A 23652-nucleotide genomic window follows, 5' to 3' on the forward strand; every position below is an offset into this window, starting at 1 on the left:
GAATGCAAGGTGCGGCTTATTTGCTGCCGAAGACGCGGTTTTCCTGCTCCGCCACGCGGATAAAGGTGGTGCGCTTGGTCAGCTCTTTCAGGCGCTCGGCGCCAACGTAGGTGCAAGCAGAGCGCAGGCCGCCGAGGATATCGCGCACGGTAAACTCCACCTCGCCGCGCAGCGGCAGCTTGACGGTTTTGCCTTCGGCCGCGCGATACTCCGCCACGCCGCCGACGTGGCGCTTCATCGCCGACTCGGAGCTCATGCCGTAGAACAGCATGAACTTTTCGCCGTTCTCTTCCACCACGGTGCCTTCACACTCGTCGTGGCCGGCCAGCATGCCGCCCAGCATCACGAAGTCAGCGCCGCCGCCGAAGGCTTTAGCGACGTCGCCCGGCACCGAGCAGCCGCCGTCGCTGACGATTTGGCCGCCCAGCCCGTGGGCCGCATCGGCGCATTCAATCACCGCCGACAGCTGCGGGTAGCCCACGCCGGTCTTCACGCGGGTAGTACAGACTGAGCCCGGGCCGATGCCAACCTTAACGATGTCGGCGCCGGAGAGGATAAGCTCCTCCACCATCTCGCCGGTCACTACGTTGCCGGCGCAGATCACGTGATTCGGGCAGGCTTCGCGCGCTTTCTGCAGGAAGGCGACGAAGTGTTCAGAGTAGCCGTTGGCCACGTCGATGCAGATGAATTTCAGCGCCGGAGACAGAGCCAGGATCTGCTGCATTTTGGCGAAGTCGGCTTCGGAGGTGCCGGTGGACACCATCACGTGGCGCAGCACCGATTCCGGCATGCGCTGTACGAAGTCAGCCCATTGCTCGACGCTGTAATGTTTGTGTACGGCGGTGAGAACGTCGAAAGAAGCCAGGGCCTCGGCCATGCGGAAGGTGCCCACCGTGTCCATGTTGGCGGCGATAATCGGCACGCCGGACCAGCTGCAACCTGAATGCTTGAAGGTAAACTGACGTTCCAGTTCAACCTCGGAGCGGCTTTTCAGCGTGGAGCGCTTAGGGCGGATCAACACGTCTTTAAAGCCCAACTTCAAATCTTCTTCAATACGCATGACTTATGATTTCCTGGTTAATGGCGACGGATCGCAAGGAGGATGTTCGAATCTCTGCCCGACGGCTTTCCAGTGGCGCAAAAAGACGGCGGCGAGATTAATGCCAGTTCCAGTGACGTTATAATACGCGCTAATAATCGCCGAACAAGACTGCGAATTCGCCTTTATTTACGCTACAATCCGACAAATTTACCTGCATAATCGCAGTGTGATTGCCCGCTCATTTTTGCCGTGCCGCTGCGCTTTTTCTCGCCGCCCGAACGGTGCCGACGCGCAAGCGCCGCCTGCCGACTTGCACTTCTGCGCGATCGCTTTATGATTCGACTATTATTTTTTTATGAACATCGGATGCACCTAACACCATGGCCTACATTGTTGCGTTGACCGGGGGCATAGGCAGCGGCAAGACGACCGTCGCGAACGCCTTTGCGCGCCACGGCGCAACCCTTGTCGATGCCGACGTGATCGCCCGTCAGGTCGTCGAGCCAGGCACCCCTGCCTTGGCCGCGATCGCCGAACGATTTGGTAATGAAATGTTGCTGCCGGACGGCGCGTTGAACCGTGCTGCGCTGCGTCAGCGCATCTTCAGCCATCCCGATGACAAAACCTGGCTGAACCAGCTGCTGCATCCGCTGATACACCGTGAAACCCAGCGCCAACTGGCGCAGGCCGCCAGCCCGTACGCGCTGTGGGTGGTGCCGTTGCTGGTGGAAAACGGCCTGCAGGATCGCGCCGATCGGGTGCTGGTGATCGACGTCGACGCCGAAACCCAGCTGGCTCGCACCATCGCGCGCGACGGCGTCAGCCGTGAGCAGGCGCAAAGCATTCTCGCCGCCCAGGCCACGCGCCGGCAGCGCCTCGCCGTGGCGGATGACATTATTGACAACAGCGGCGCCGCTCAGGGGATAGAGCCACAGGTCGCCGCACTGCATCGTCGCTACCTTGAACTGGCGGCAACAGCGCCCCAACAGGATTAAACTGCATGAGTGATGTTTCCCCAACCGTTCTCTTTGAACACCCGCTGAACGAAAAAATGCGCACCTGGCTGCGCATCGAATTCCTGCTGCAACAGCTGCACGGCCAACGCGCCCTGAGTGAAACCGCCATCGCCCTCACCTTCTTTCGCACCGTCTCCGACTTGCTCGACGTGCTGGAACGCGGTGAAGTGCGCACCGAACTGCTCAAAGAGCTGGAGCGCCAGCAGCAAAAACTGCTGGCCTGGGCCGATGTGCCGGGCGTGGACATGGCGCTGATCGACCAGCTGCGCGGCCAGTTGAAGTCGCGTGCATCGGCGCTGATGGCGGCGCCGCGCCTCGGCCAGGCGCTGCGTGAAGACCGGCTGATCGGCCTGGTGCGTCAACGGCTGAACATTCCCGGCGGCTGCTGCAGCTTCGATCTGCCGACCCTGCACATGTGGATGCACGCGCCGCAGCAGGATCGCGACGCCGACGTCGCCACCTGGCTGCAGTCGCTGGATCCGCTGAACCAGGCGCTGACCATGGTGCTGGATCTGATCCGCCAGTCCGGACCGTTCCGCAATCAAATCAGCCTGAACGGCTTTTTCCAGGATAATGCCGAAGGGGCAGATCTGCTGCGCCTGCGCCTCCATCTGGCGCCGCAGCTTTATCCGCAGATTTCCGGCCACAAGACCCGCTATGCCATTCGTTTCCTGCCGCTGGACAGCGAAAATGGCGTGGTGCCTGAACGCCTGACGTTCGAACTGGCCTGTTGTTGAACTTCTGAAAGAAAGCCTTCTCAGCACTGACAGAAGGCGTAAGGAACCGTTATGACGACCGTAGTAAAATGCCCAACCTGTGGCACCGGCGTGGTTTGGGGTGAAGTCAGCCCGTTCCGGCCGTTTTGCAGCAAGCGCTGCCAGCTGATCGATCTCGGCGAGTGGGCCGATGAAGAGAAGCGCATTCCGAGCAACAGCGATCTGTCGGAAAGCGAAGACTGGAGTGAAATGGACGATCGCTGATCGCCCACGGTTGGCCTGGCGGGCGCCAGGCCACGCTTGTCATTGCGCGGCGTTCGCCTGCGCCACCAACAGTCGGATGATGCCGACGTTGGCTTCCGGGAATTCGTCTTCACGCAGATCCGCCTGTTTTACCCAGCGCATCGGTTGCCCTTCACGGCCGAACGGCTCGCCTGCCCAGGCCTCCACCAGATAAAAATTCAGCGTCACGATGCGATCGCTGAAGCGATGCTCCACCACCTCCAGCAGCTCGGCACGTTCGGCTTCGATACCGGTCTCTTCCCGCAGCTCGCGGCTCAGCGCCTGTTCCGGCGTTTCACCCTGTTCGATCTTGCCGCCGGGAAACTCCCAGAACCCGGCCATGTGCGCGTCGGCGGCGCGGCGGGTAATAAAGATCTCCCGTTGCGCATTGCGGATGATGCCCACGGCGATATTCAGATGTTTCATCTCACCCTCCTGATGGGTGTCAAAAAACAGGGGCTCAGCAAGCTGAACCCCTGGTGTTATCGGTTAACCACGGCCGGCATTACTGCAGGCGGCCGTGGCACTGCTTGTATTTCTTGCCGGAGCCGCATGGGCATGGATCGTTGCGGCCCACTTTACGCTCGGCGGTCGCCGGCGCGTTCGGATCTTCGGTCACCAGCGCGTTCTCGTCGTGGTGGCTCAACTGTTGGTGCTGCGCCAGGCGCTCGGCCTCTTCACGGCGCTGCTGTTCCAGCGCTTCCACCTCTTCCGGCATCCGCACCTGAACCTTGCTCAGCACGCTGATCACTTCATATTTCAGCGATTCCAGCATGGTGGCGAACATGTTGAAGGATTCGCGCTTGTACTCCTGCTTTGGATCCTTCTGCGCATAGCCGCGCAGGTGGATACCCTGACGCAGGTAGTCCATCGCCGCCAGGTGTTCTTTCCACAGGGAATCCAGCGTCTGCAGCATCACGCCCTTCTCGAAGTTGCGCATCATTTCGCTGCCGACCACGTCTTCCTTACGCTGGTACTGCTCTTTGGCGTTCTCCAGAATGCGTTCGCGCAGCGTCTCTTCGTGCAGCTCCGGCTCTTTGTCCAGCCATTGTGCGATCGGCATCTCCAGATCGAAGTCGTTCTTCAGGCGCTCTTCCAACCCCTGAATGTCCCACTCTTCTTCCAGCGACTGCGGCGTGATGTAGTTGTCGATGGTGCTCTTGAACACGTCCTCGCGGATGCTGGCGATGGTTTCGCTCACGTCGGACACGTCCAGCAATTCGTTACGCTGGCTGTAGATGGCGCGGCGCTGATCGTTGGCGACGTCGTCGTATTCCAGCAGCTGCTTACGGATGTCGAAGTTGCGGCTCTCTACCTTGCGCTGGGCGTTGGCGATCGCCTTGGTCACCCACGGGTGCTCAATCGCTTCGCCTTCTTTCATACCCAGTTTACGCATCATGCCGGACACGCGATCCGAAGCGAAGATACGCATCAGGGCATCTTCCATCGACAGGTAGAAGCGGGATGAACCGGCATCGCCCTGACGACCGGAACGGCCGCGCAGCTGGTTATCGATACGGCGCGATTCATGGCGCTCGGTGCCGATGATATGCAGGCCGCCTGCCGCCAGCACCGCGTCGTGGCGTTCTTTCCAGGCGGCTTTGATGGCTTCAATCTGCTCTTCGGTCGGCGCTTCCAGCAGCGCCACTTCGGCCTGCCAGCTGCCGCCCAGCACGATATCGGTACCACGGCCCGCCATGTTGGTGGCGATGGTCACCGCGCCGCTCTGGCCGGCCTGGGCGACGATATCCGCTTCCATGGCGTGGAATTTGGCGTTCAGCACCTTGTGCTCGATGCCCGCTTTGGTCAGTTCGCGGGAAACCACTTCGGATTTCTCGATCGAGATGGTGCCCACCAGCACCGGCTGGCCTTTGGCGGTACGCTCGCGGATGTCTTCGATGATGGCGCCGATCTTCTCTTTCTCGGTCATGTAAACCAGATCCGGCATATCCTTACGGATCATCGGACGGTTGGTTGGCACCACGATGGTGTCCAGCTTGTAGATCGAGCTGAATTCAAAGGCTTCGGTATCGGCGGTACCGGTCATCCCCGCCAGCTTCTCGTACAGACGGAAGTAGTTCTGGAAGGTGATCGAAGCCAGCGTCTGGTTCTCGTTCTGGATCTCCACGCCTTCTTTGGCTTCCACCGCCTGGTGCAGGCCGTCGGACCAGCGGCGGCCCTGCATGGTACGGCCGGTGTGTTCGTCGACGATGATCACTTCGCCGTCTTTCACGATGTAGTCAACGTCGCGGGTGAACAGCACGTGGGCGCGCAGCGCGGCGGTAACGTGGTGCATCAGCATGATGTTGGTCGGCGAGTACAGCGACTCACCCTCATCCATGATGCCGGCTTCCACCAGCATCTCTTCGATCAGGATCAGGCCGCGTTCGGTCAGGTGAACCTGGCGCGCCTTCTCATCCACCGAGAAGTGCCCTTCACCCTTGAAGGTGTCGGAGTCTTCTTTTTCCTGGCGGATCAGTTTAGGGATCAGCTTGTTGACCTTGATGTACATCTCGGAGCTGTCTTCGGCCGGGCCGGAGATGATCAGCGGCGTACGCGCTTCATCGATCAGGATGGAGTCCACCTCATCCACCAGCGCATAGTGCAGTTTGCGCTGCACGCGCTCTTCCGGGCTGAACGCCATGTTGTCGCGCAGGTAGTCGAAGCCGTATTCGTTGTTGGTGCCGTAGGTGATGTCGGCGGCGTAAGCTTCACGCTTGGCCGGCGCCGGCATGCCCGGTAGGTTGATGCCGATGCTCAGGCCGAGGAACTCGAACAGCGGACGGTTGTTTTCGGCGTCACGCTGCGCCAGATAGTCGTTGACGGTCACGACGTGCACGCCGCGGCCGCTCAGGGCGTTCAGGTAAGCCGGCAGCGTGGCGGTCAGGGTTTTACCTTCACCGGTGCGCATCTCGGCGATGCAGCGGTCGTTCAGCACCATGCCGCCCAGCAGCTGCACGTCGAAGTGACGCATGCCGAACACGCGCTTGCTCGCCTCACGCACCACGGCGAAGGCTTCCGGGATCAGGCTTTCCAGCGATTCACCCTTCTCCAGGCGCGCGCGGAATTCGTTGGTTTTCGCTTTCAGCTCATCATCGGACAGTTTTTCCATGTCCGGTTCCATGCGGTTGATCTGCTCAACCACTTTGCGCATGCGGCGCAGGGTACGATCGTTACGGCTGCCAAAAACTTTGGTTAATAATTTCACTAACATGATGTTTGATATCTCTGTCATGACGGCCTGATACGGCAGTCAACTTGCTATTATTTATGGTTTTTGTGCCCGAAGGGCGGAGTCAGACGAGCGCGGCAGGCCCGGCGCGAATGCCCTGTACCTGCGCCACCCACAGGCCGGTCTGGTGCCGTGCCAGCGTTGGCAGCACCTCAAGGTGGGTATGGCGAATGATGGTCGGCGGCTTCGGCTCGTGCGTCAGCAGCGCGTTGAGGGTGGACAGCAGCGCCAGTTGCGCCACCTGCAAAGGGGGTTCCGCTTCGGCTTCGCTCTCCTGCACCCGCGCATAAACCGTCTGCGGTGCCAGCGCGAAAGAAAGGTGACGAATGACGGTGCGCAGCGCATGTTGCTGCCAATAATCTACGCTGAAGGTAGGACGGCGGTGCGCGTCCTGCAGCAGGGCCAGGCTGTTGAAGGTGCCATTGGCCGCATTTTGCCGGTTAAGGCTGGACGATGTATTCGGCAGTGCGGCCTGATCGGGGGCGCCGGACAAACTGGAAGACGCGCCAAGCGTGGCCGCAACCATCCCTAACAGGAGATGGGGCCAGAAATAACGTCTGCCAAATTGTCGCCAACGATTTAGAATACCGATCACGAGTTTATAATCCGCCGGAGCCCATTATGCGCGATAGCCGTCCACAATTATTAGATGTCCTGTTCGACGACGCGTCTGCCGGCAGCAAAGGGCCGCTGCATAACGTCCAGCAACGCGCGGTGGCGCTGCTCAAGCTTAACCGTGCAGTGAAGGGCCTGTTGCCCGCTCCCCTGCATCCCTGGTGCCGCGTCGCGAATTTCCGACAGGGTATTTTAGTGCTCGAAACGGCAAATGCCAGTTGGATGATGCGCTTGCGCTACGAACAACCCGCTTTGCTGTCTGCACTACGAGCGCAAATTCTACCATCATTGTCGTCGATCGACATCAGGATTAATCCGGCCTTGATGGCGAAAGGCAGCCACCAGGTGCAAAACGCAGAGAAAGCGCCGGAAAAACCGGTGCCGATGCGGCATTTGAGTCTGGAAAGTGCGGAAGAACTGAGAGGATTGGCGAGCCGTAGCCCGGAAAAACTGCGCAAGATATTGGAACGGCTGGCTGCATTGGCCGGAGAGGGTACCAACACAACCAGTCGTGATAAGTAATCAGCGACATAACTGCAAAACATCAGACCGCATCACGAGCCTGAATGCTCAGGCTCTCAGAGGATGCGCCTGCCGTTATTCGCAGCAGGCGAGGAATTCAGACCTTACGCCAATACGGTAGACGGTGCCTTGAATGCCAACGGCATTTCGGCTTCGTCCTGGAAGGTCACGTATTCCCACGCTTCCTGCTTGGCCAGCACGGCCTGCAGCAGTTTGTTGTTCAACGCGTGGCCAGACTTGTACGCGGTAAACGCGCCAATGATGTTGTGGCCGCACATGAACAGGTCGCCGATGGCGTCCAGCATTTTGTGACGTACGAATTCGTCTTCGAAACGCAGGCCGTCTTCGTTCAGCACGCGGTAGTCATCCACCACGATGGCGCAGTCGAAGCTGCCGCCCAAGGCCAGGCCGCGGGACTGCAGGTATTCGATGTCGCGCATGAACCCGAAGGTGCGCGCGCGGCTGATTTGACGCACGAACGACTCAGCCGAGAAATCAAGACGATAGCGCTGAGAGCTGGCGTCGATAGCCGGGTGGTTGAAGTCGATGGTGAAGTCCAGGCGGAACCCGTTATGCGGTGACAGCTCGGCCCATTTGTCGCCATCTTCAACACGCACGGTCTCTTTCAGACGCAGGAATTTCTTCGCCGAGTTCAGTTCTTCGATGCCGGCATCCAGCAGCAAGAACACGAACGGACTGGCGCTGCCGTCCATGATTGGGATTTCAGCGGCGTCGACTTCGATAACGATGTTGTCGATGCCCAACCCAGCCAGCGCGGCGTTGAGGTGCTCAACGGTCGAAATACGCACGTCATGCTCATTCACCAGGCAAGTACAGAGCATGGTATCACGCACGGATTTTGCATCAGCCGGAAAATCAACCGGTGGATTCAAGTCAGTGCGACGATAGATGACCCCGGTATTAGCCGGCGCTGGGCGCATTGTCAGCGTGACTTTCTTGCCGGTATGCAAACCGACGCCAGTCGCCTGAACAATACGTTTTAATGTCCTTTGTTTGATCATCGTTTTATCTCGCAATGTTATCCATCCTACCAGCCAAGCATACAGCATGGCTGGCGGGACAGTTTAGCACAAAGAGCGGAGATTCCAAATTCTCAGGATATTCTTAGTCTGCCTGTTTACGCAGGAAGGCTGGAATATCAAGATAGTCGGGCTCTTTATTCGGTTGCGCAGCTTGGTCGTTGACCACCTTGGCGGCAGGTTTCACTTCCTGCGGCAGAGGCGACATGCCGTGCTGCTGATAACGGTGATCCATCACCGGCTGGCTGGCCTGTTTATTGGTCACCAGGGTGATTTCAGGACGTTTGTCCATACCGATACCGGTTGCAACCACGGTAACGCGCAGTTCGTCGTTCATTTCCGGATCCAGCGAGGTACCGATAACCACGGTCGCGTTGTCGGAAGCGAACGCACGGATGGTGTTACCCACGGTTTCGAACTCATCCAGACGCAGGTCGAAGCCGGCGGTAATGTTGACCAGCACGCCGCGCGCGCCGGACAGGTCGATGTCTTCCAGCAGTGGGCTGGAGATCGCCATTTCGGCCGCTTCTTCGGCGCGGTCTTCACCGCAAGCCACGCCGGAACCCATCATCGCGTAGCCCATTTCGGACATCACGGTGCGCACGTCGGCGAAGTCGACGTTCATCAGGCCCGGACGGGTGATCAGCTCGGCGATACCCTGCACCGCGCCTTTCAGCACGTCGTTGGCCGCGCCGAACGCGTCCAGCAGAGAGATGCCGCGCCCCAGAACTTTCAGCAATTTGTCGTTCGGGATGGTGATCAGCGAGTCCACGTGTTTGGACAGCTCAGCGATACCCTGCTCCGCGAATGCCATGCGCTTCTTGCCTTCGAAGTTGAAAGGCTTGGTCACCACGGCCACGGTCAGAATACCCAAATCTTTAGCCACTTCAGCCACCACTGGCGCCGCACCGGTACCGGTACCGCCGCCCATGCCGGCCGCGATGAAGACCATGTCTGCGCCGTCCAGCGCTGCGCGCAGGGCTTCGCGGTCTTCTTCCGCTGAATTGCGACCCACTTCCGGGTTCGCGCCCGCACCCAGACCTTTGGTAATACCGCTACCGATCTGGATGGTTTGGCCAACCGCCGTTTTGCGGAGCGCCTGGGCGTCCGTGTTCACAGCGAAGAATTCAACACCTTCGATGCGCTCGCGCACCATGTGTTCAACGGCGTTGCCACCGCCGCCGCCGACGCCGATGACTTTAATCACCGCGTCATTGGTTAGTTCCATTGGTTCAAACATAGTTTCTCTCCGTTTTGTGCCTGTCGCTGCGAGATCATAAAAAGATTACTCAGCATGATCTCTTTGTTGAAACATTAAAACTCTTTTCTCAGCCAGCTATTGATGCGTTTAAACCAATTGCCCACCGAGGCGCGTTTTTCTACTTCCGTCTCACCGCTCAGGTGAGACTCTTTTCCATAGTGCAGCAGACCTACCGCCGTCGAGTAGTAAGGCTCCTGCGCATAATCCGTCAGACCCGTGATGTTCAAGGGTTGGCCGATGCGTACCTGGGTGTGGAACACCCGTTGCGCACAGGCTGCCAGGCCATCAATCTGGGCGGCGCCACCGGTCAGCACAATACCGGCTGCCAGATGATGCTTCACCCCTTGCTGACGCAGTTGCTCCTGCAATTGTAAAATTTCATCGTTAACCAGATTCAACAGTTCGGTGTAGCGTGGCTCAATGACTTCAGCCAGCGTCTGTCTTTGCAGACTGCGCGGAGGACGTCCCCCGACGCTAGGCACCTCTACATTCTCATCCTTGCTAACAATCGACCCAAGCGCACAGCCGTGTCGAACTTTAATCGCTTCCGCGTCGGTCGGCGGCGTGCCGAAGGCGTAGGCGATATCGCTGGTGACCACGTTCCCGGCATAAGGGATCACTTTGGTGTGGCGCAGCGCACCGCCGGTGTACACCGCCATATCCATGGTGCCGCCGCCGATATCCACCACGCAAACGCCGAGTTCGCGTTCATCTTCGGTCAGCACCGCGTAGCTCGCGGCCAGACCGGCGAAAATAAGTTGGTCAACTTTCAGGCCGCAACGTTCCACGGCCTTGACGATGTTCTTCGCCATATCGTTATGGCAGGTAATCAGATGCACCTTGGCCTGCATGCGCACGCCGGACAGCCCAACCGGGTTTTTGATGCCTTCCTGATAATCGATGGCGTATTCCTGAGGAATCACGTGCAGAATGCGGTGTTCGTCGCGCACGCGCACCGATTTGGCGGTGTGCACCACGTTCTCCACGTCATCCTGCGTCACTTCCTCTTCCGAAATCGGCACCATGCCGATTTCGTTCTGGCAGCTGATGTGTTTGCCCGACAGCGCCAGATACACCGAGGAAATCTGGCAGTCCGCCATCAGCTCGGCCTGATCGATGGCGCGCTGTACGCACTTCACCACCGACTCCAGGTCGTTTACGCCACCCTTATCCATGCCGCGAGACGGGCAGCTGCCCACCCCGATAATGTTGACCATGCCATCGGGCAGAACTTCCCCTACCAACGCGGAGACTTTTGCAGTACCGATCTCCAGTCCAACTACCAGTTTTCTGTCCGTCGACTTGATCATTGTTGTTTTGCCTGTGCCTGATTCTGTTGCTGATTACTGTTTTGCTGACCGCCAAGCGCCTGCGGATCGACCAACACCGGAGCCCACCCTACCGAAGCGCCGGACTCGTAGCGCAGATCGACATAGCTGACACGCTTGCTCTCCGCCTGGCCCTGCTGCTGCAATACCGGGTAAAGCTCGATAAACCGCTGCAAACGCCCATTGCGGTCATCGCGCCCCAGCTCAAGCCGGACATCGTTGTCCAGCGCCAGCTGCCAGGAATGGCGCGCGGTCATCGCCGCCATTTTCAGCGTATATTTGCTGGCCGCCAACGAAGCGCTCATCGCCCGATAGCCTTCCAGCACATCCTGCTCGCTCCCTTCCGGCCCGTAGAGCAGCGGCAGCTTCTGCTTGCCCGCCCGCTCCGCCGGCACGCTGAACGCTTTACCTTCGGCGTCCACCATGTGCAAATCGTTCCAGCGCGCCACCGGGACGTACTCCACCAGATGGATCTTCAGCTCATCCGGCCATTGTTTGCGCACGCTGGCCTGCTTGATCCACGGCAGACGTTCGATCTGCTGCTGAATGACGTCCACATCCTGCGTCATAAAGGTGCCGGGCGCGCCCAGCGCCAGGATCGCCTGACGAATATCATCGTTGGTGGTGTAGTGGCGTTCGCCGGTCACCACCAGCCTTGAGAGCGGCAGGCGACTGGCGTCTTTCATCCAGCCAAGCACCGCCCAACCGCTCCACACGACCGTTCCCAACACCATCAGCAGGAAAATCATTCCCGCCAACTGGGTTCCATTGCTGCGGCGCGGGCCGTTATCCACCTCGCGATCGCGCGCATTCAGGGCAGCTTGCGACATATCAGTCGGCCAACTCCAAAATTCTCGCCACCAACTGCGAGAAGCTTAATCCAAACTGGCGCGCCGCCATCGGCACCAGGCTATGACTGGTCATGCCCGGAGAGGTATTCACCTCAAGCAGATAGAAGCTGCCATCGTTGTCTTGCATCACGTCGACGCGGCCCCAGCCGCTGCAGTCCAGGCCGCGGTAGGCGCGCAGCGCCAACGCCGCCATCTCGGCTTCCTGCTCGGCGCTCAAACCGCTCGGGCAGAAGTACTGCGTGTCGTCCGAAATGTACTTGGCCTGATAGTCGTAAAACACGCCGGCCGGCTGGATGCGGATCGACGGCAGCACCTGGTCGCCCAGCATCGCTACGGTGTATTCCGGGCCGCTCAGCCACTTCTCCACCAGCACATCGTCGTCATGACAGAAGGCCTCTTCCAGCGCGGCTTCCAACGCGGCGCTCTCGGTGACCTTGCTCATGCCGACGCTGGAGCCTTCTCGGCTCGGCTTGACGATCAGCGGCAGGCCGAGATCCGCCACGCGCGCCAGCAGCGCCGCTTTTTCAGCACCGAGATACAGCTGGCGATTCAGCGCCACGTAAGGCGCCACCGGCAAGCCCATCGACTGCCACACCATCTTGGTGCGCCATTTGTCCATGGTCAGCGCCGAGGCCATCACGCCGCTGCCGGTATAAGGCAGTTCGAGGAACTCCAGCAGCCCCTGCAGGGTGCCGTCCTCGCCGCCGCGGCCATGCAACGCGATAAACACCTTGGTGAACCCCTGCTCTTTCAGCTGGGTCACCGGGAAATCGCGGGTATCGACGCCGTGCGCATCGATACCGGCTTCGCGCAACCCGGCCAGCACCGCGGCGCCGGATTGCAGGGAAACGTCACGTTCAGCGGAGGTGCCGCCCAGCAGAACTGCAACTTTATCAGCCATGGTGCTCCTCCTCTTTCTTCGGCGGCTGCAGCTTCAGCTCGGCCAGTTTACGGGCGATTTTGCCCACGTTGCCGGCGCCTTGCACCAGCACCAGGTCTTCATCCTGCAGCAGCTGCGCCAGGGTTTCCGGCACGGTATCGGCATCGGAAACCAGGATCGGATCCAGCTTGCCGCGGCTGCGGATGGTGCGGCACAGCGAACGGCTGTCCGCGCCCGGGATCGGCGCTTCGCCGGCGGCGTACACGTCGAGCATCAGCAGCACATCCACCTGCGACAGCACGTTGGCGAAATCGTCGTACAGATCGCGGGTGCGCGTATAACGGTGCGGCTGGAAGATCATCACCAGACGCTTGTCCGGCCAGCCGGCGCGCGCCGCTTTCAGCGTGGCGTCCACTTCGGTCGGATGGTGGCCGTAGTCGTCCACCAGCATCGCGCTGCCCGCTTTGCCGTTGACCGGCTCCAGCGGGAACTCACCGAGGAAATCGAAGCGGCGCCCGGTGCCCTGGAAGCCCGCCAGCGCGCGCAGGATATCTTCGTCGTCGATGCCTTCTTCGGTCGCTACCGCTACCGCCGCCGCGGCGTTCAACGCATTGTGGCGGCCCGGCGCGTTCAGCGTCACCGTCAGCAACGGCTTGTCCTGACGGCTCAGGGTAAAGTGCCCCTGCGGCCCAATCTGCCGGTAGTCTTCGATGCGCACATCGGCATCTTCACTGAAGCCATAGGTGGTGATATGGCGACCCACACGCGGCAACAGCTCGCGCACTACCGGATCGTCGATGCACATCACCGCGCGGCCGTAGAACGGCAGGTTGTGCAAGAAATTGATAAACGTCTGCTTCAGGTTCTCAAAGTCGCCCTGGTAGGTGTCCATGTGGTCGGCTTCGATATTGGTGACCACGGCCACCATCGGCTGCAGATGCAGGAACGACGCATCGCTCTCATCCGCTTCCGCGATCAGATAACGGCTGGACCCCAGTCGCGCATGGGTGCCCGCCGCCTTCACCAGCCCGCCGTTGACAAAGGTCGGGTCCAGGCGGGCTTCGGCGTAAATGCTCGAGACCATCGCCGTGGTGGTGGTTTTGCCGTGCGTGCCGGCGATAGCGATGCCGTGGCGAAAACGCATCAGCTCCGCCAGCATCTCTGCGCGGCGGATCACCGGGATGCGCGCTTCACGGGCGGCGACGATCTCCGGGTTGTCGGCGGAGATGGCGGTAGACACCACCACCACGCTCGCATCCAGCACGTTTTCCGGACGGTGATTGAAGTAAATCGTCGCCCCGAGCGCGCTCAACTGTTGGGTGACCGGATTCGGCGCCAGGTCGGAGCCGCTGATCTGATACCCTTCGTTTGCCAACACTTCGGCGATACCACCCATGCCGGCACCACCGATGCCGACAAAGTGAATGTGCCGGACGCGACGCATCTCGGGCACGATAGTACGTAGTTTCGCCAGTTGTTGTGTATTCATCACTCTCTCTAATCCGGATCCGGTACCCCGGCCCTACATCACATTGCTTTTATTCAGGTTCGGCGCACCGAACCCCTGCACTCGTTACTTGGCGAGCCGCACCAGCTCCGCCGCCACGCGCTCGGTGGCGTCCGGAATGGCGACCGCGCGCGCTTTCTCGGCCATGGCCAGCAGCGTTTTGCGATCCCAGCTCGCCAGCAGTTCGGCCACCACATCGGCGTTGAACTGCGGCTGTTCGATAATCTTCGCCGCACCGGCTTCTTCCAGCGGGCGCGCGTTCCAGTACTGCTGACGATCCTTATGCATGAACGGCACGAAGATCGCCGGCAGCCCCGCCGCCGCGATTTCGCTGACGGTCAACGCGCCGGAGCGGCAGACCACCACGTCGGCCCAGGCGTAGGCGGCGGCCATGTCGTCGATGAACTCGGTCACCTTGTGCTGCGTCTGCCCTACCCTTTCGTAGTCGCGCAGCACCGTTTCCAGCGCGCCCTTGCCAACCTGATGCCAGAGCGTAATTCTATCGCCCAAACGCGCCGCGACTTCAGGAACTGTCTGATTCAGCACGCGCGCGCCCTGACTTCCGCCAATCACCAGCACGCGGATCGGGCCTTCGCGTCCTTGCAACCGCTCCGCCGGCAACGGCAGCGCCAACACGTCGGTACGTACCGGGTTGCCCACCACCTCGGCGTTCGGGAACGCGCCTGGGAAGGCCTGCATCACTTTGGCGGCGATGCGCGCCAGCCAGCGGTTGGTCAAGCCGGCGATGCCGTTCTGCTCGTGCAGCACCACCGGGATGCCGCACTGCCAGGCCGCCAGGCCGCCGGGGCCGGAAACGTAACCGCCCATCCCCAGCACCACATCCGGCTGATAGCTGCGCATGATGGCTTTCGCCTGGCGCACCGCCTGCCAGATCCGCAGCGGCGCAGTCAGCTGGGCCTTCAGGCCTTTGCCGCGCAGGCCGGAGATGCGGATAAAATCAATCTCGATCCCGTGCTTCGGCACCAGATCGGCTTCCATTCGGTCTGCGGTTCCGAGCCAGCGCACCTGCCAGCCCTGCGCCATCAGATGATGCGCGACCGCCAGCCCCGGGAACACGTGCCCGCCGGTACCGCCTGCCATCACCATTAAACGCTTAGGTTTCCCGCTCATCCCTTACCTCTTCACAAACGCCTGAGCCTTGGTCAGGCGCGTTTCATAATCAATTCGCAGCAACAGCACGATGGCCGTCGACATAATCAGCAAGCTTGAACCGCCGTAACTGATCAGCGGCAGCGTCAGACCTTTGGTCGGCAGCATGCCCGCCGCGGCGCCGACGTTAACCAGCGCCTGGAAGCTGAACCATACGCCGATCGCGCAGGCCAGGAAGCCGGAGAAGCGTTGGTCGATCTCCAGCGCGCGGCGCCCGATGGACATCGCGCGAAAAGCGACGAAGAATACCATTAACAGGGCTAAAACCACACCGATATAGCCCAGTTCTTCACCCAAAATGGAGAAGATGAAGTCGGTGTGCGCTTCCGGCAAATACTCGAGTTTCTGCACCGAGTTGCCGAGCCCCTGCCCCCAGAACTCGCCGCGGCCAAACGCCATCAGCGACTGGGTCAGCTGGTAGCCGCTGCCGAACGGATCGGCCCACGGGTTCCAGAACGAGGTCACGCGGCGCATACGGTACGGTTCCGCGATGATCAGCAGCACCACGGCGAACACGCCGGAGCCGATGATCGCCAGGAATTGCCACATTTTCGCGCCGGCCAGGAACAGCATCGCCAGCGTGGTGATGAACAGCACCACCACGGTACCGAGGTCCGGCTGCGCCAGCAGCAGCACCGCCAGCACCACCATCACGCCCATCGGCTTGCAGAAGCCCCAGAAGTTGCTGCGCACCTCTTCCACCTTGCGCACCAGATAGCTCGCCAGGTAGCAGAACAGCGACAGCTTGGACAGCTCCGCCGGCTGAATACGCAGCGGGCCGAGCGCGATCCAGCGCGAGGCCCCGTTTACCGAGCTCCCCACCACCAGCACGATCAGCAGCATCACGATCGACATCAGCAGCATCACGTTGCTGTAACGCTGCCAAACTTCCATCGGGATACGCAGCGTCACCAGCGACAGGCCGAACGCCAGGCCGAGGTACAGCGCGTCACGTTTGGCGAACAGGAACGGATCGTCCGCCAGGCGTTGGCCGATCGGCATCGACGCCGAGGTCACCATCACGAAGCCGATGATCGCCAACCCGAAGGTCAGCCACAGCAGGGTGCGATCGTACAGCACCATGTTGACCGCATCGTTGTCGCGCGCGCCGGTCACCCAGTCTTTCATCCGTTCTGTCAGCCCGAAGTTCGGCAAGCGTAGTTTCATCCGCCAAGCTCCTGCGCCAGGCGGGCGAACTCGTCGCCGCGCACTTCAAAATTACGGAACTGATCGAGACTGGCGCAGGCCGGCGACAGCAATACCATGTCGCCGGGCTGTACGCGGCCGGCGAGGGTGCGCATCGCCTGCTCCATGGTCTCGGTCAACGTCGCCACGTCCGGCCGCAGCTGTGCCAGCTGGGCGCCGTCGCGGCCAAAGCAGTACAGACGCACGTTGTCGCCCTGCAGATAGCGCGCCAGCGGCGAGAAATCGGCGGACTTGCCGTCGCCGCCCAGCAGCAGATGCAGCGTGCCGTCTACCTGCAGGCCGTTCAGCGCCGCTTCGGTGCTGCCGACGTTGGTGGCTTTGGAATCGTTGATCCAACGCACGCCGTTGTTCTCCCAGGCCAGCTGGAAGCGGTGCGCCAGGCCGGTGAAGGTGGTCAGCGCCTTCAGGCTGGACGCGCGCGGAATATTGACCGCATCCGCCAACGCCAGCGCCGCCAAGGCGTTGGTGTAATTGTGGCGGCCGGTCAGCTTCATCTCGCGCGTATTCAGCACCTTCTCACCGCGCACCCGCAGCCAGGTTTCCCCCTGCTGACGGTTCAGGTGATAGTCGCCCACGTCGGCGCCGAAGCTGACGCAGCGCGCGTCGGCGCCGCGCACCGGCATGGTCAGCGCATCGTCGGCGTTCACCACGCACACCGCGGCGTTTTCATACACGCGCAGCTTGGCGCCGCGATACTGCTGCAGGCCGAACGGATAGCGATCCATATGATCTTCGGTCACGTTCAGGATGGTCGCCGCCGCCGCTCGCAGGCTATACGTCGTTTCCAGCTGGAAGCTGGACAACTCCAGCACGTAAAGCTGGCATTCCTGACGCAGCAGGCTCAGCGCCGGCAGGCCGATATTGCCGCCCACGCCCACCGCCCAACCGGCGGCTTTCGCCATCTCGCCCACCAGGGTGGTGACGGTGCTTTTACCGTTGGAGCCGGTGATCGCCACGATCGGCGCCTGCGCTTCACGGCAGAACAGTTCGACGTCGCCGACGATTTCCACGCCGGCGTCCACTGCGGCGCTCAATGCCGGGGTCGCCAACGCGACGCCCGGACTGGCGACGATCAGATCCGCCGCCAGCAGCCAGTCCTGATTCAGATCGCCCAGATGGCGCTCCACGCTTTCAGGCAGTTTGTCCAACCCTGGCGGCGCGATACGGGTATCCATCACGCGCGGCGTTACGCCGCGCGCCATGAAGAAATCGACACAGGACAGGCCGGTGAGGCCCAACCCGATGATGACGACTTTTCTACCCTGATAGTCTGCCATGATTAACGCACCTTCAGCGTTGCCAGGCCAATCAGCACCAGCATCAGCGAAATGATCCAGAAGCGCACGATAACGCGCGGCTCCGGCCAGCCTTTCAATTCATAGTGGTGGTGAATCGGCGCCATGCGGAAAATGCGTTGCCCGCGCAGCTTGAACGATCCCACCTGCAGGATCACCGACAGCGTCTCTACCACGAATACGCCGCCCATGATCACCAACAAGAACTCCTGACGCAGCAGCACCGCGATGGTGCCCAGCGCGCCGCCCAGCGCCAACGAACCGACGTCGCCCATAAACACCTGGGCCGGGTAAGTGTTGAACCACAGGAACCCGAGGCCGGCGCCGACGATGGCGGTACAAACGATCACCAGCTCACCGGCATGACGCAGATACGGAATATGCAGGTAGTTGGCGAAGTTCATGTTACCGGTCGCCCAGGCCACCAGCGCGAAGCCGGCCGCCACGAATACCGTCGGCATGATCGCCAGGCCGTCCAGGCCATCGGTCAGGTTGACCGCGTTGCTGGTGCCGACGATGACGAAATAGGCCAGCAGGATATACAGCAGGCCCAGCTGCGGCATCACGTCCTTAAAGAACGGCACAACCAGCTCGGTGGCTGGCGTGTCTTTTCCTACGGCGTACATGGCGAATGCGACAATCAGCGCAATCACCGACTGCCAGAAATACTTCCAGCGGGCGATCAGCCCTTTGGTGTCCTTACGCACCACCTTGCGGTAGTCGTCGACGAAACCGACGATGCCGTACCCCACCAGCACGAACAGCACGCACCAGACATACGGGTTGGACGGGTAAGCCCACATCAGCACCGAAATGGTGATGGAGGTCAGGATCATGATGCCGCCCATGGTCGGCGTGCCGCGCTTGCTGAAGTGCGACTCGGGGCCGTCGTTACGCACCACCTGGCCGAAGGACATTTCTTGCAGGCGCTTGATCACCCGCGGGCCCATCCACAGCGACAGGAACAGCGCGGTCAGCAGGCTGACAATGGCTCGGAACGTCAGATAAGAAAAGACGTTGAAGCCTGAGTAATACTTGACCAAATGCTCGGCCAGCCAAACTAACATGGTGCTTTCTCCTGTAACGCGCGTACTACCTGCTCCATTGCGGCACTACGTGAACCTTTGATTAACACGGTAATGACCGCATGTTCCGACAGTAATTCCGCCACGCGCGCGATCACTGCAGTCTTGTCCTGATAATGTTCGCCGTTGCCGGAGGCTTCGCTCAGCACGCGGCTCAAACCGCCGACGCTGATCACTTTGTCGACCCCGGCCAGACGGGCGGCTTCGCCCACCTGACGGTGACACTCTTCCGCTTCCGCACCCAGCTCGGCCATATCGCCGACCACCATCACGCGGTAGCCCGGCATCTCTGCCAGCACCTGCGCCGCCGCGGTCATCGACCCGACGTTGGCGTTATAGCTGTCGTCCAGCAGCAGCTTGCCTTCGGCCAGCGCCACCGGGAACAGGCGCCCCGGCACCGCCTGCAGCTGTTTCAGCCCCTGACGCACCGCTTCGAGGGTGGCGCCCACCGACATCGCCAGCGCCGTCGCCGCCAGCGCATTGGCCACGTTGTGGCGCCCCGGCAGCGGCAGCGCGATCTCGGCGGTGCCGAACGGGCTGTGCAGCGTGAACTGCGTGCCCGCGCCGTTTACCCGCACGTCGTCCGCGAAGAAGTCCACGCCTGCGGCGGCCTGCGGCGAGAAGCGCCAGACGGTTTTGCCGCCCAGCATGCTCTGCCAGTGCGGCCAGTCGTTGTTATCGGCGTTGATGATCGCCACGCCGTCGGCCGGCAGGCCGGTAAAGATTTCACCTTTCGCCTGGGCGACGCCGGCCAGCGAGCCAAAGCCTTCCAGGTGAGCCGCCGCCAGGTTGTTCACCAAAGCGGTCTGCGGTCGCGTCAATGCGGTGGTGTAAGCAATTTCGCCAATGTGGTTAGCGCCCAGCTCTATCACGGCAAAATCATGCTGCGGTTCCAGACGCAGCAACGTCAGCGGCACGCCGATGTCGTTATTGAAGTTGCCGGCGGTATACAGCACTTCGCCGCATTCGCGCAGAATGGCGGCGGTCATTTCTTTCACCGATGTCTTGCCCGAGGAGCCGGTCAGCGCCACCACGCGCGCCGGCACCTGCTGACGCACCCAGGCGCCAAGCTGCCCCAGCGCCAGACGGGTGTCTTGCACCACCAGCTGCGGCACGTCCACCAATAAGCGCTTACTGACCAGCAGCGCCCCGGCGCCTGCGGCTACGGCATCCGCCGCGAAGTCGTGAGCGTCGAAACGCTCGCCTTTCAGCGCCACAAACAGGCAACCGGCGGTCACCTTGCGGGTGTCTGTCGTCACCTCGACAATTTGGCAATCGGCGCCGATCGGTTCAGCGCTCAATACCTCAGCCAGTGTCTGAAGAGAGACAGGGATCATGCCAGCACCCCCAGCAGTCGGGCGACCGTCGTGCGGTCGGAGTAATCCAGGCGGCGGTTGCCCACCAGCTGATAATCTTCGTGGCCTTTGCCCGCCACCAACACCACGTCCTGTTCCTGCGCCTGCATGATGGCGCTGGTTACCGCTTCGGCGCGGCCGTGGATCACCAGCGCCTGCCCGGCGTCCAGCAATCCGGTCAGGATATCGTTGATAATCGCGCGCGGCTCTTCGGTACGCGGGTTGTCATCGGTGATCACCACGCGATCGGCGAACTGTTCGGCGATGCCGCCCATCAGCGGGCGCTTGCCCTTGTCGCGATCGCCGCCGCAGCCGAAGACGCACCACAGTTGCCCCTGGCAATGCAGGCGCGCGGCTTCCAGCGCTTTTTCCAGCGCATCCGGCGTGTGGGCGTAATCCACCACTACCGTCGGTTTGCCCGGCGCGTTAAACACTTCCATGCGGCCGCAGACCGGCTGCAGACGGCTGCCGGTTTCCACCAGCGCCTCCAGCGGATAGCCCAGCGACAGCAACGTCGCCAAGGCCAACAGCAAGTTGCTGACGTTGAACGCGCCCATCAGGCGGCTTTCGATCTCGCCGTCGCCCCAGCTGGAGCTGAAGCGAACAGTGGCGCCGTTGTCGTGATAGTCGACCGCCGTGGTTTTCAGCCAGCGGCCGTGGCCGCCCGGCTGCAGGTTGCCCTGCATCGTCACCGCCACCGCATCCGGCAGCTTGCTCAGCCAGCGCTGACCGACTTCATCGTCGGCGTTGATGATCGCCTGCCCCACGCTGTGGGCGGCGAACAGCGACCATTTGGCCGCCTCGTAATTGGCCATATCACCGTGGTAATCCAGGTGATCGCGGCTCAGGTTGGTGAAGACCGCCGCGGCGAACGGCAGCGCCGCCACCCGGTGTTGCACCAGACCGTGCGAAGAAACTTCCATGGCGGCGAAGGTCGCGCCCTGTTCCGCCAGCTCGTTTAATACGTGTTGAACATCCACCGCAGAACCGGTGGTATTCTCGGTCGGGCACACCTGGCCCAGCAGGCCGTTGCCGACGGTGCCCATCACCGCGCTGGTTTCGCCCAGCAGTTGGCTCCATTGCGCCAGCAGCTGCGTAGTGGTGGTTTTGCCGTTGGTGCCGGTCACGCCGACCAGACGCAAACGCTCGCCCGGCTGGTGGTAAAAACGCCCGGCCAGCGCGGAAAGGCGCTGGTTCAGTTGGCTCAGGTAGATCACCGGCACGCCGTGCATTTCAACGATGGCGCCGTCTTCGGCCTGACCGTCAGCTTCGGCGATCACGGCGGCGACGCCCTGCGCGATGGCCTGCGGAATATAGCGGCGTCCATCCGTTTGATGGCCGACAACGGCGACAAACAGATCCCCGGCAGCCGCCACACGGCTGTCTAATGTCATTTCCCGCAGCGCGCGCCCGGGTGCCGTCGGCACCCACGGAGCGAGTAAGTCGCGCAAATTACGATCTGCCACCTGAACCCTCTTTCTTGTTAATCACTAATTCGCTTTTGTCACCGGTAGGCAACGCGTCAGGCTCGACGTTCATGGTGCGCAATACGCCGCCCATGATGGCGCCGAACACCGGCGCGGAGATTGCGCCACCATAGTATTTCCCGCCCTGCGGGTCGTTGATGACGACCACCAGGGCAAAACGGGGATTACTTGCCGGCGCGACGCCGGCGGTATAAGCGATGTATCGGTTGACGTACTTGCCGTCCGGGCCCACTTTTTTCGCGGTACCGGTTTTGATGGCGATACGGTATCCCTTGATGGCGGCTTTCACGCCGCCACCACCCGGCAAGGCCACGCTTTCCATCATGTGCACCACGGTGCGCACCAGAGGTTCAGGGAAAACGCGCTCGCCGGCGACCGGAGGGTCAACCTTGGTGATCGACAATGGGCGATATACGCCCAGGCTGCCGATCGTTGCATAGACTCGCGCCAACTGTAACGGAGTTACCATCAGCCCGTAGCCGAAAGAGAAGGTGGCCCTCTCTATGTCAGACCACCGTTGTTTTTTTGGGTATATGCCACTGCTTTCTCCGACCAGCCCCAAATTGGTCGCTTTTCCCAGCCCAAAACGAGAGTAAGTATCTACTAACGCTGAGGACGGCATCGCTAACGCCAGCTTTGAAACACCGACGTTACTCGACTTCTGCAAGATCCCGGTCAATGACAGCTCCGAGTACCGCGCCACGTCTTTGATCTCGTGGCCCTGAATGCGGTACGGGATGGTGTTCAGCACGCTGTTTTCTCTCACCACGCCGTTTTGCAGCGCGGTCATCACCACCATCGGCTTCACGGTTGAACCGGGTTCAAAAATATCGGTGATAGCGCGGTTACGCATGGTCTCTTTCGGCGTACCGGCCATGTTGTTCGGGTTGTAAGACGGGCTGTTGGCCATCGCCAGCACTTCGCCGGTGTTCACGTCGATCAGCACCGCGGTGCCCGACTCGGCCTTGTTGAACGCCACCGCGTTGTTCAGCTCGCGATACACCAGCGCCTGCAGGCGTTCATCGACGCTCAGCACCAGGTTGTGCGCCGCCTGGCTGTCGACGGAGGAAATATCTTCGATCACCCGGCCGAAGCGGTCCTTACGCACCGTTCTCTCGCCCGGTTGCCCGGTCAGCCAGCGGTCGAAGCTCTTCTCGACGCCTTCGATGCCTTGCCCGTCGATATTGGTCACGCCGATGATATGCGACGTCACCTGCCCCGCCGGATAGTAACGGCGCGACTCCTGCCGCAGGTAGATCCCCGGCAGCTTGAGTTTGTGGATGTAGTCGCCGATCGCCGGGTTCACCTGGCGCGCCAGATAAACGAAGCGCCCTTTCGGGTTAGCGTTGATGCGGTTTGAGAGTTGATCCAGCGGGATGTTCAGCGCATCGGAAAGCGCTTTCCAACGGCTGTCCAGCGTGATGCCGCCGCGCTCGTTCAGCTCTTTCGGATCCGCCCACACCGCATTGACCGGCACGCTGACCGCCAACGGCCGGCCGGCGCGATCGCTGATCATGCCGCGCGCGGTCGGCACTTCCTGCACGCGCAGCGAACGCATGTCGCCTTCTTTCACCAGACGATCGGGGTTGATGACCTGCAGGTACGCGACGCGCAACATCAGGCCGACCATCGCCAGCAAAATGCAGCCGCACAGCAACGCAAAACGCCAGCTGACAAAGCTGGCCTGATCTTCCTGGCGTCTCAACTTACCGGGGCGCGCTGCTTTCATGCGTTTCCTTTCTACTCCGTGTCATTATTCCGG

General features: G+C 61.2%; 21 protein-coding genes. 4 read left to right on the forward strand and 17 right to left on the reverse strand.

Annotation, left to right across the window (positions count from 1 at the left end; all coding sequences use genetic code 11):
• Positions 1-16: 16 nt before the first annotated feature.
• Positions 17-1060 (reverse strand): GMP reductase, encoded by a 1044-nt coding sequence (locus tag ACJ8IN_RS02900; protein ID WP_015376656.1) that lies wholly within the window; start codon positions 1058-1060, stop codon positions 17-19.
• A gap of 362 nt (positions 1061-1422) precedes the next feature.
• Between ACJ8IN_RS02900 and coaE the strand changes: the two genes are divergently transcribed.
• From coaE to yacG, 3 genes are read left to right on the forward strand one after another with little or no spacing between them, the layout of a single operon-like run.
• Positions 1423-2037 carry a dephospho-CoA kinase gene (gene coaE, locus ACJ8IN_RS02905; RefSeq protein WP_033637119.1) on the forward strand — a complete coding sequence of 205 codons (615 nt, stop codon included), beginning with the start codon at positions 1423-1425 and terminating at the stop codon, positions 2035-2037.
• 5 nt (positions 2038-2042) lie between these two features.
• Positions 2043-2795 carry a cell division protein ZapD gene (gene zapD / locus ACJ8IN_RS02910; protein WP_039568833.1) on the forward strand — a complete coding sequence of 251 codons (753 nt, stop codon included), beginning with the start codon at positions 2043-2045 and terminating at the stop codon, positions 2793-2795.
• 51 nt (positions 2796-2846) lie between these two features.
• Complete coding sequence (yacG, locus tag ACJ8IN_RS02915) at positions 2847-3038, forward strand: DNA gyrase inhibitor YacG (RefSeq protein ID WP_004932737.1); 192 nt, start codon at positions 2847-2849, stop codon at positions 3036-3038.
• 39 nt (positions 3039-3077) lie between these two features.
• Here the strand turns inward: yacG and mutT are convergent, their stop codons facing one another.
• The 3 genes from mutT to secM all read right to left on the reverse strand — a co-directional run bounded on the left by mutT (position 3078) and on the right by secM (position 6883).
• Positions 3078-3482 carry an 8-oxo-dGTP diphosphatase MutT gene (mutT, locus tag ACJ8IN_RS02920; protein ID WP_033652916.1) on the reverse strand — a complete coding sequence of 135 codons (405 nt, stop codon included), beginning with the start codon at positions 3480-3482 and terminating at the stop codon, positions 3078-3080.
• A 79-nt stretch (positions 3483-3561) separates the two neighbouring features.
• Positions 3562-6270, reverse strand: coding sequence for a preprotein translocase subunit SecA (secA, locus tag ACJ8IN_RS02925; protein ID WP_049213091.1), 2709 nt, complete (start codon positions 6268-6270; stop codon positions 3562-3564).
• Between the two features lie 82 nt (positions 6271-6352).
• Positions 6353-6883: a secA translation cis-regulator SecM gene (gene secM / locus ACJ8IN_RS02930; protein ID WP_049234071.1), complete on the reverse strand. Its 531-nt coding sequence runs from the start codon at positions 6881-6883 to the stop codon at positions 6353-6355.
• Positions 6884-6909: 26 nt separating this feature from the next.
• Between secM and ACJ8IN_RS02935 the strand changes: the two genes are divergently transcribed.
• Positions 6910-7425 (forward strand): DUF721 domain-containing protein, encoded by a 516-nt coding sequence (locus tag ACJ8IN_RS02935; protein ID WP_033637110.1) that lies wholly within the window; start codon positions 6910-6912, stop codon positions 7423-7425.
• Positions 7426-7529: 104 nt separating this feature from the next.
• On the opposite strand, the gene lpxC is transcribed toward ACJ8IN_RS02935, so the two are convergent.
• The 13 genes from lpxC to ACJ8IN_RS03000 all read right to left on the reverse strand — a co-directional run bounded on the left by lpxC (position 7530) and on the right by ACJ8IN_RS03000 (position 23619).
• Complete coding sequence (gene lpxC / locus ACJ8IN_RS02940; RefSeq protein WP_025159644.1) at positions 7530-8447, reverse strand: UDP-3-O-acyl-N-acetylglucosamine deacetylase; 918 nt, start codon at positions 8445-8447, stop codon at positions 7530-7532.
• 103 nt (positions 8448-8550) lie between these two features.
• A complete protein-coding gene (gene ftsZ, locus ACJ8IN_RS02945) occupies positions 8551-9705 on the reverse strand; it encodes a cell division protein FtsZ (RefSeq protein ID WP_004932757.1) in 1155 nt (384 codons plus the stop codon).
• A gap of 74 nt (positions 9706-9779) precedes the next feature.
• Positions 9780-11036: a cell division protein FtsA gene (gene ftsA / locus ACJ8IN_RS02950; protein WP_004932758.1), complete on the reverse strand. Its 1257-nt coding sequence runs from the start codon at positions 11034-11036 to the stop codon at positions 9780-9782.
• On the reverse strand, positions 11033-11884 hold the full coding sequence (gene ftsQ / locus ACJ8IN_RS02955; protein ID WP_033637108.1) for a cell division protein FtsQ: 852 nt from the start codon (positions 11882-11884) through the stop codon (positions 11033-11035). Before ftsQ ends, ftsA begins: the two co-directional genes overlap by 4 nt.
• 1 nt (position 11885) lies before the next feature.
• The gene (locus tag ACJ8IN_RS02960; RefSeq protein WP_308325426.1) at positions 11886-12806 is read right to left on the reverse strand and encodes a D-alanine--D-alanine ligase; all 921 of its coding nucleotides are present in this window, start codon (positions 12804-12806) and stop codon (positions 11886-11888) included.
• Complete coding sequence (murC, locus tag ACJ8IN_RS02965) at positions 12799-14274, reverse strand: UDP-N-acetylmuramate--L-alanine ligase (protein WP_025301571.1); 1476 nt, start codon at positions 14272-14274, stop codon at positions 12799-12801. Before murC ends, ACJ8IN_RS02960 begins: the two co-directional genes overlap by 8 nt.
• 84 nt (positions 14275-14358) lie before the next feature.
• Positions 14359-15423, reverse strand: coding sequence for an undecaprenyldiphospho-muramoylpentapeptide beta-N-acetylglucosaminyltransferase (murG, locus tag ACJ8IN_RS02970; protein WP_004932773.1), 1065 nt, complete (start codon positions 15421-15423; stop codon positions 14359-14361).
• A 3-nt stretch (positions 15424-15426) separates the two neighbouring features.
• Entirely contained in the window at positions 15427-16629 is a 1203-nt protein-coding gene (ftsW, locus tag ACJ8IN_RS02975) for a cell division protein FtsW (RefSeq protein WP_004932776.1), read from the reverse strand.
• Positions 16626-17945, reverse strand: coding sequence for a UDP-N-acetylmuramoyl-L-alanine--D-glutamate ligase (gene murD / locus ACJ8IN_RS02980; RefSeq protein ID WP_308325425.1), 1320 nt, complete (start codon positions 17943-17945; stop codon positions 16626-16628). The genes ftsW and murD overlap by 4 nt, the downstream gene beginning before the upstream one ends.
• Before the next feature lie 2 nt (positions 17946-17947).
• Positions 17948-19030: a phospho-N-acetylmuramoyl-pentapeptide-transferase gene (gene mraY / locus ACJ8IN_RS02985; RefSeq protein ID WP_004932782.1), complete on the reverse strand. Its 1083-nt coding sequence runs from the start codon at positions 19028-19030 to the stop codon at positions 17948-17950.
• On the reverse strand, positions 19024-20385 hold the full coding sequence (gene murF / locus ACJ8IN_RS02990) for a UDP-N-acetylmuramoyl-tripeptide--D-alanyl-D-alanine ligase (protein WP_049213087.1): 1362 nt from the start codon (positions 20383-20385) through the stop codon (positions 19024-19026). Before murF ends, mraY begins: the two co-directional genes overlap by 7 nt.
• Positions 20382-21869 carry a UDP-N-acetylmuramoyl-L-alanyl-D-glutamate--2,6-diaminopimelate ligase gene (gene murE, locus ACJ8IN_RS02995; protein WP_033652911.1) on the reverse strand — a complete coding sequence of 496 codons (1488 nt, stop codon included), beginning with the start codon at positions 21867-21869 and terminating at the stop codon, positions 20382-20384. The genes murF and murE overlap by 4 nt, the downstream gene beginning before the upstream one ends.
• Positions 21856-23619 carry a peptidoglycan glycosyltransferase FtsI gene (locus ACJ8IN_RS03000; protein WP_004932790.1) on the reverse strand — a complete coding sequence of 588 codons (1764 nt, stop codon included), beginning with the start codon at positions 23617-23619 and terminating at the stop codon, positions 21856-21858. Before ACJ8IN_RS03000 ends, murE begins: the two co-directional genes overlap by 14 nt.
• Positions 23620-23652 lie beyond the last annotated feature (33 nt).

The organism is Serratia sp. CY31944 (genome assembly GCF_052169175.1).
Classification (GTDB): Bacteria; Pseudomonadota; Gammaproteobacteria; order Enterobacterales; family Enterobacteriaceae; genus Serratia; species Serratia sarumanii.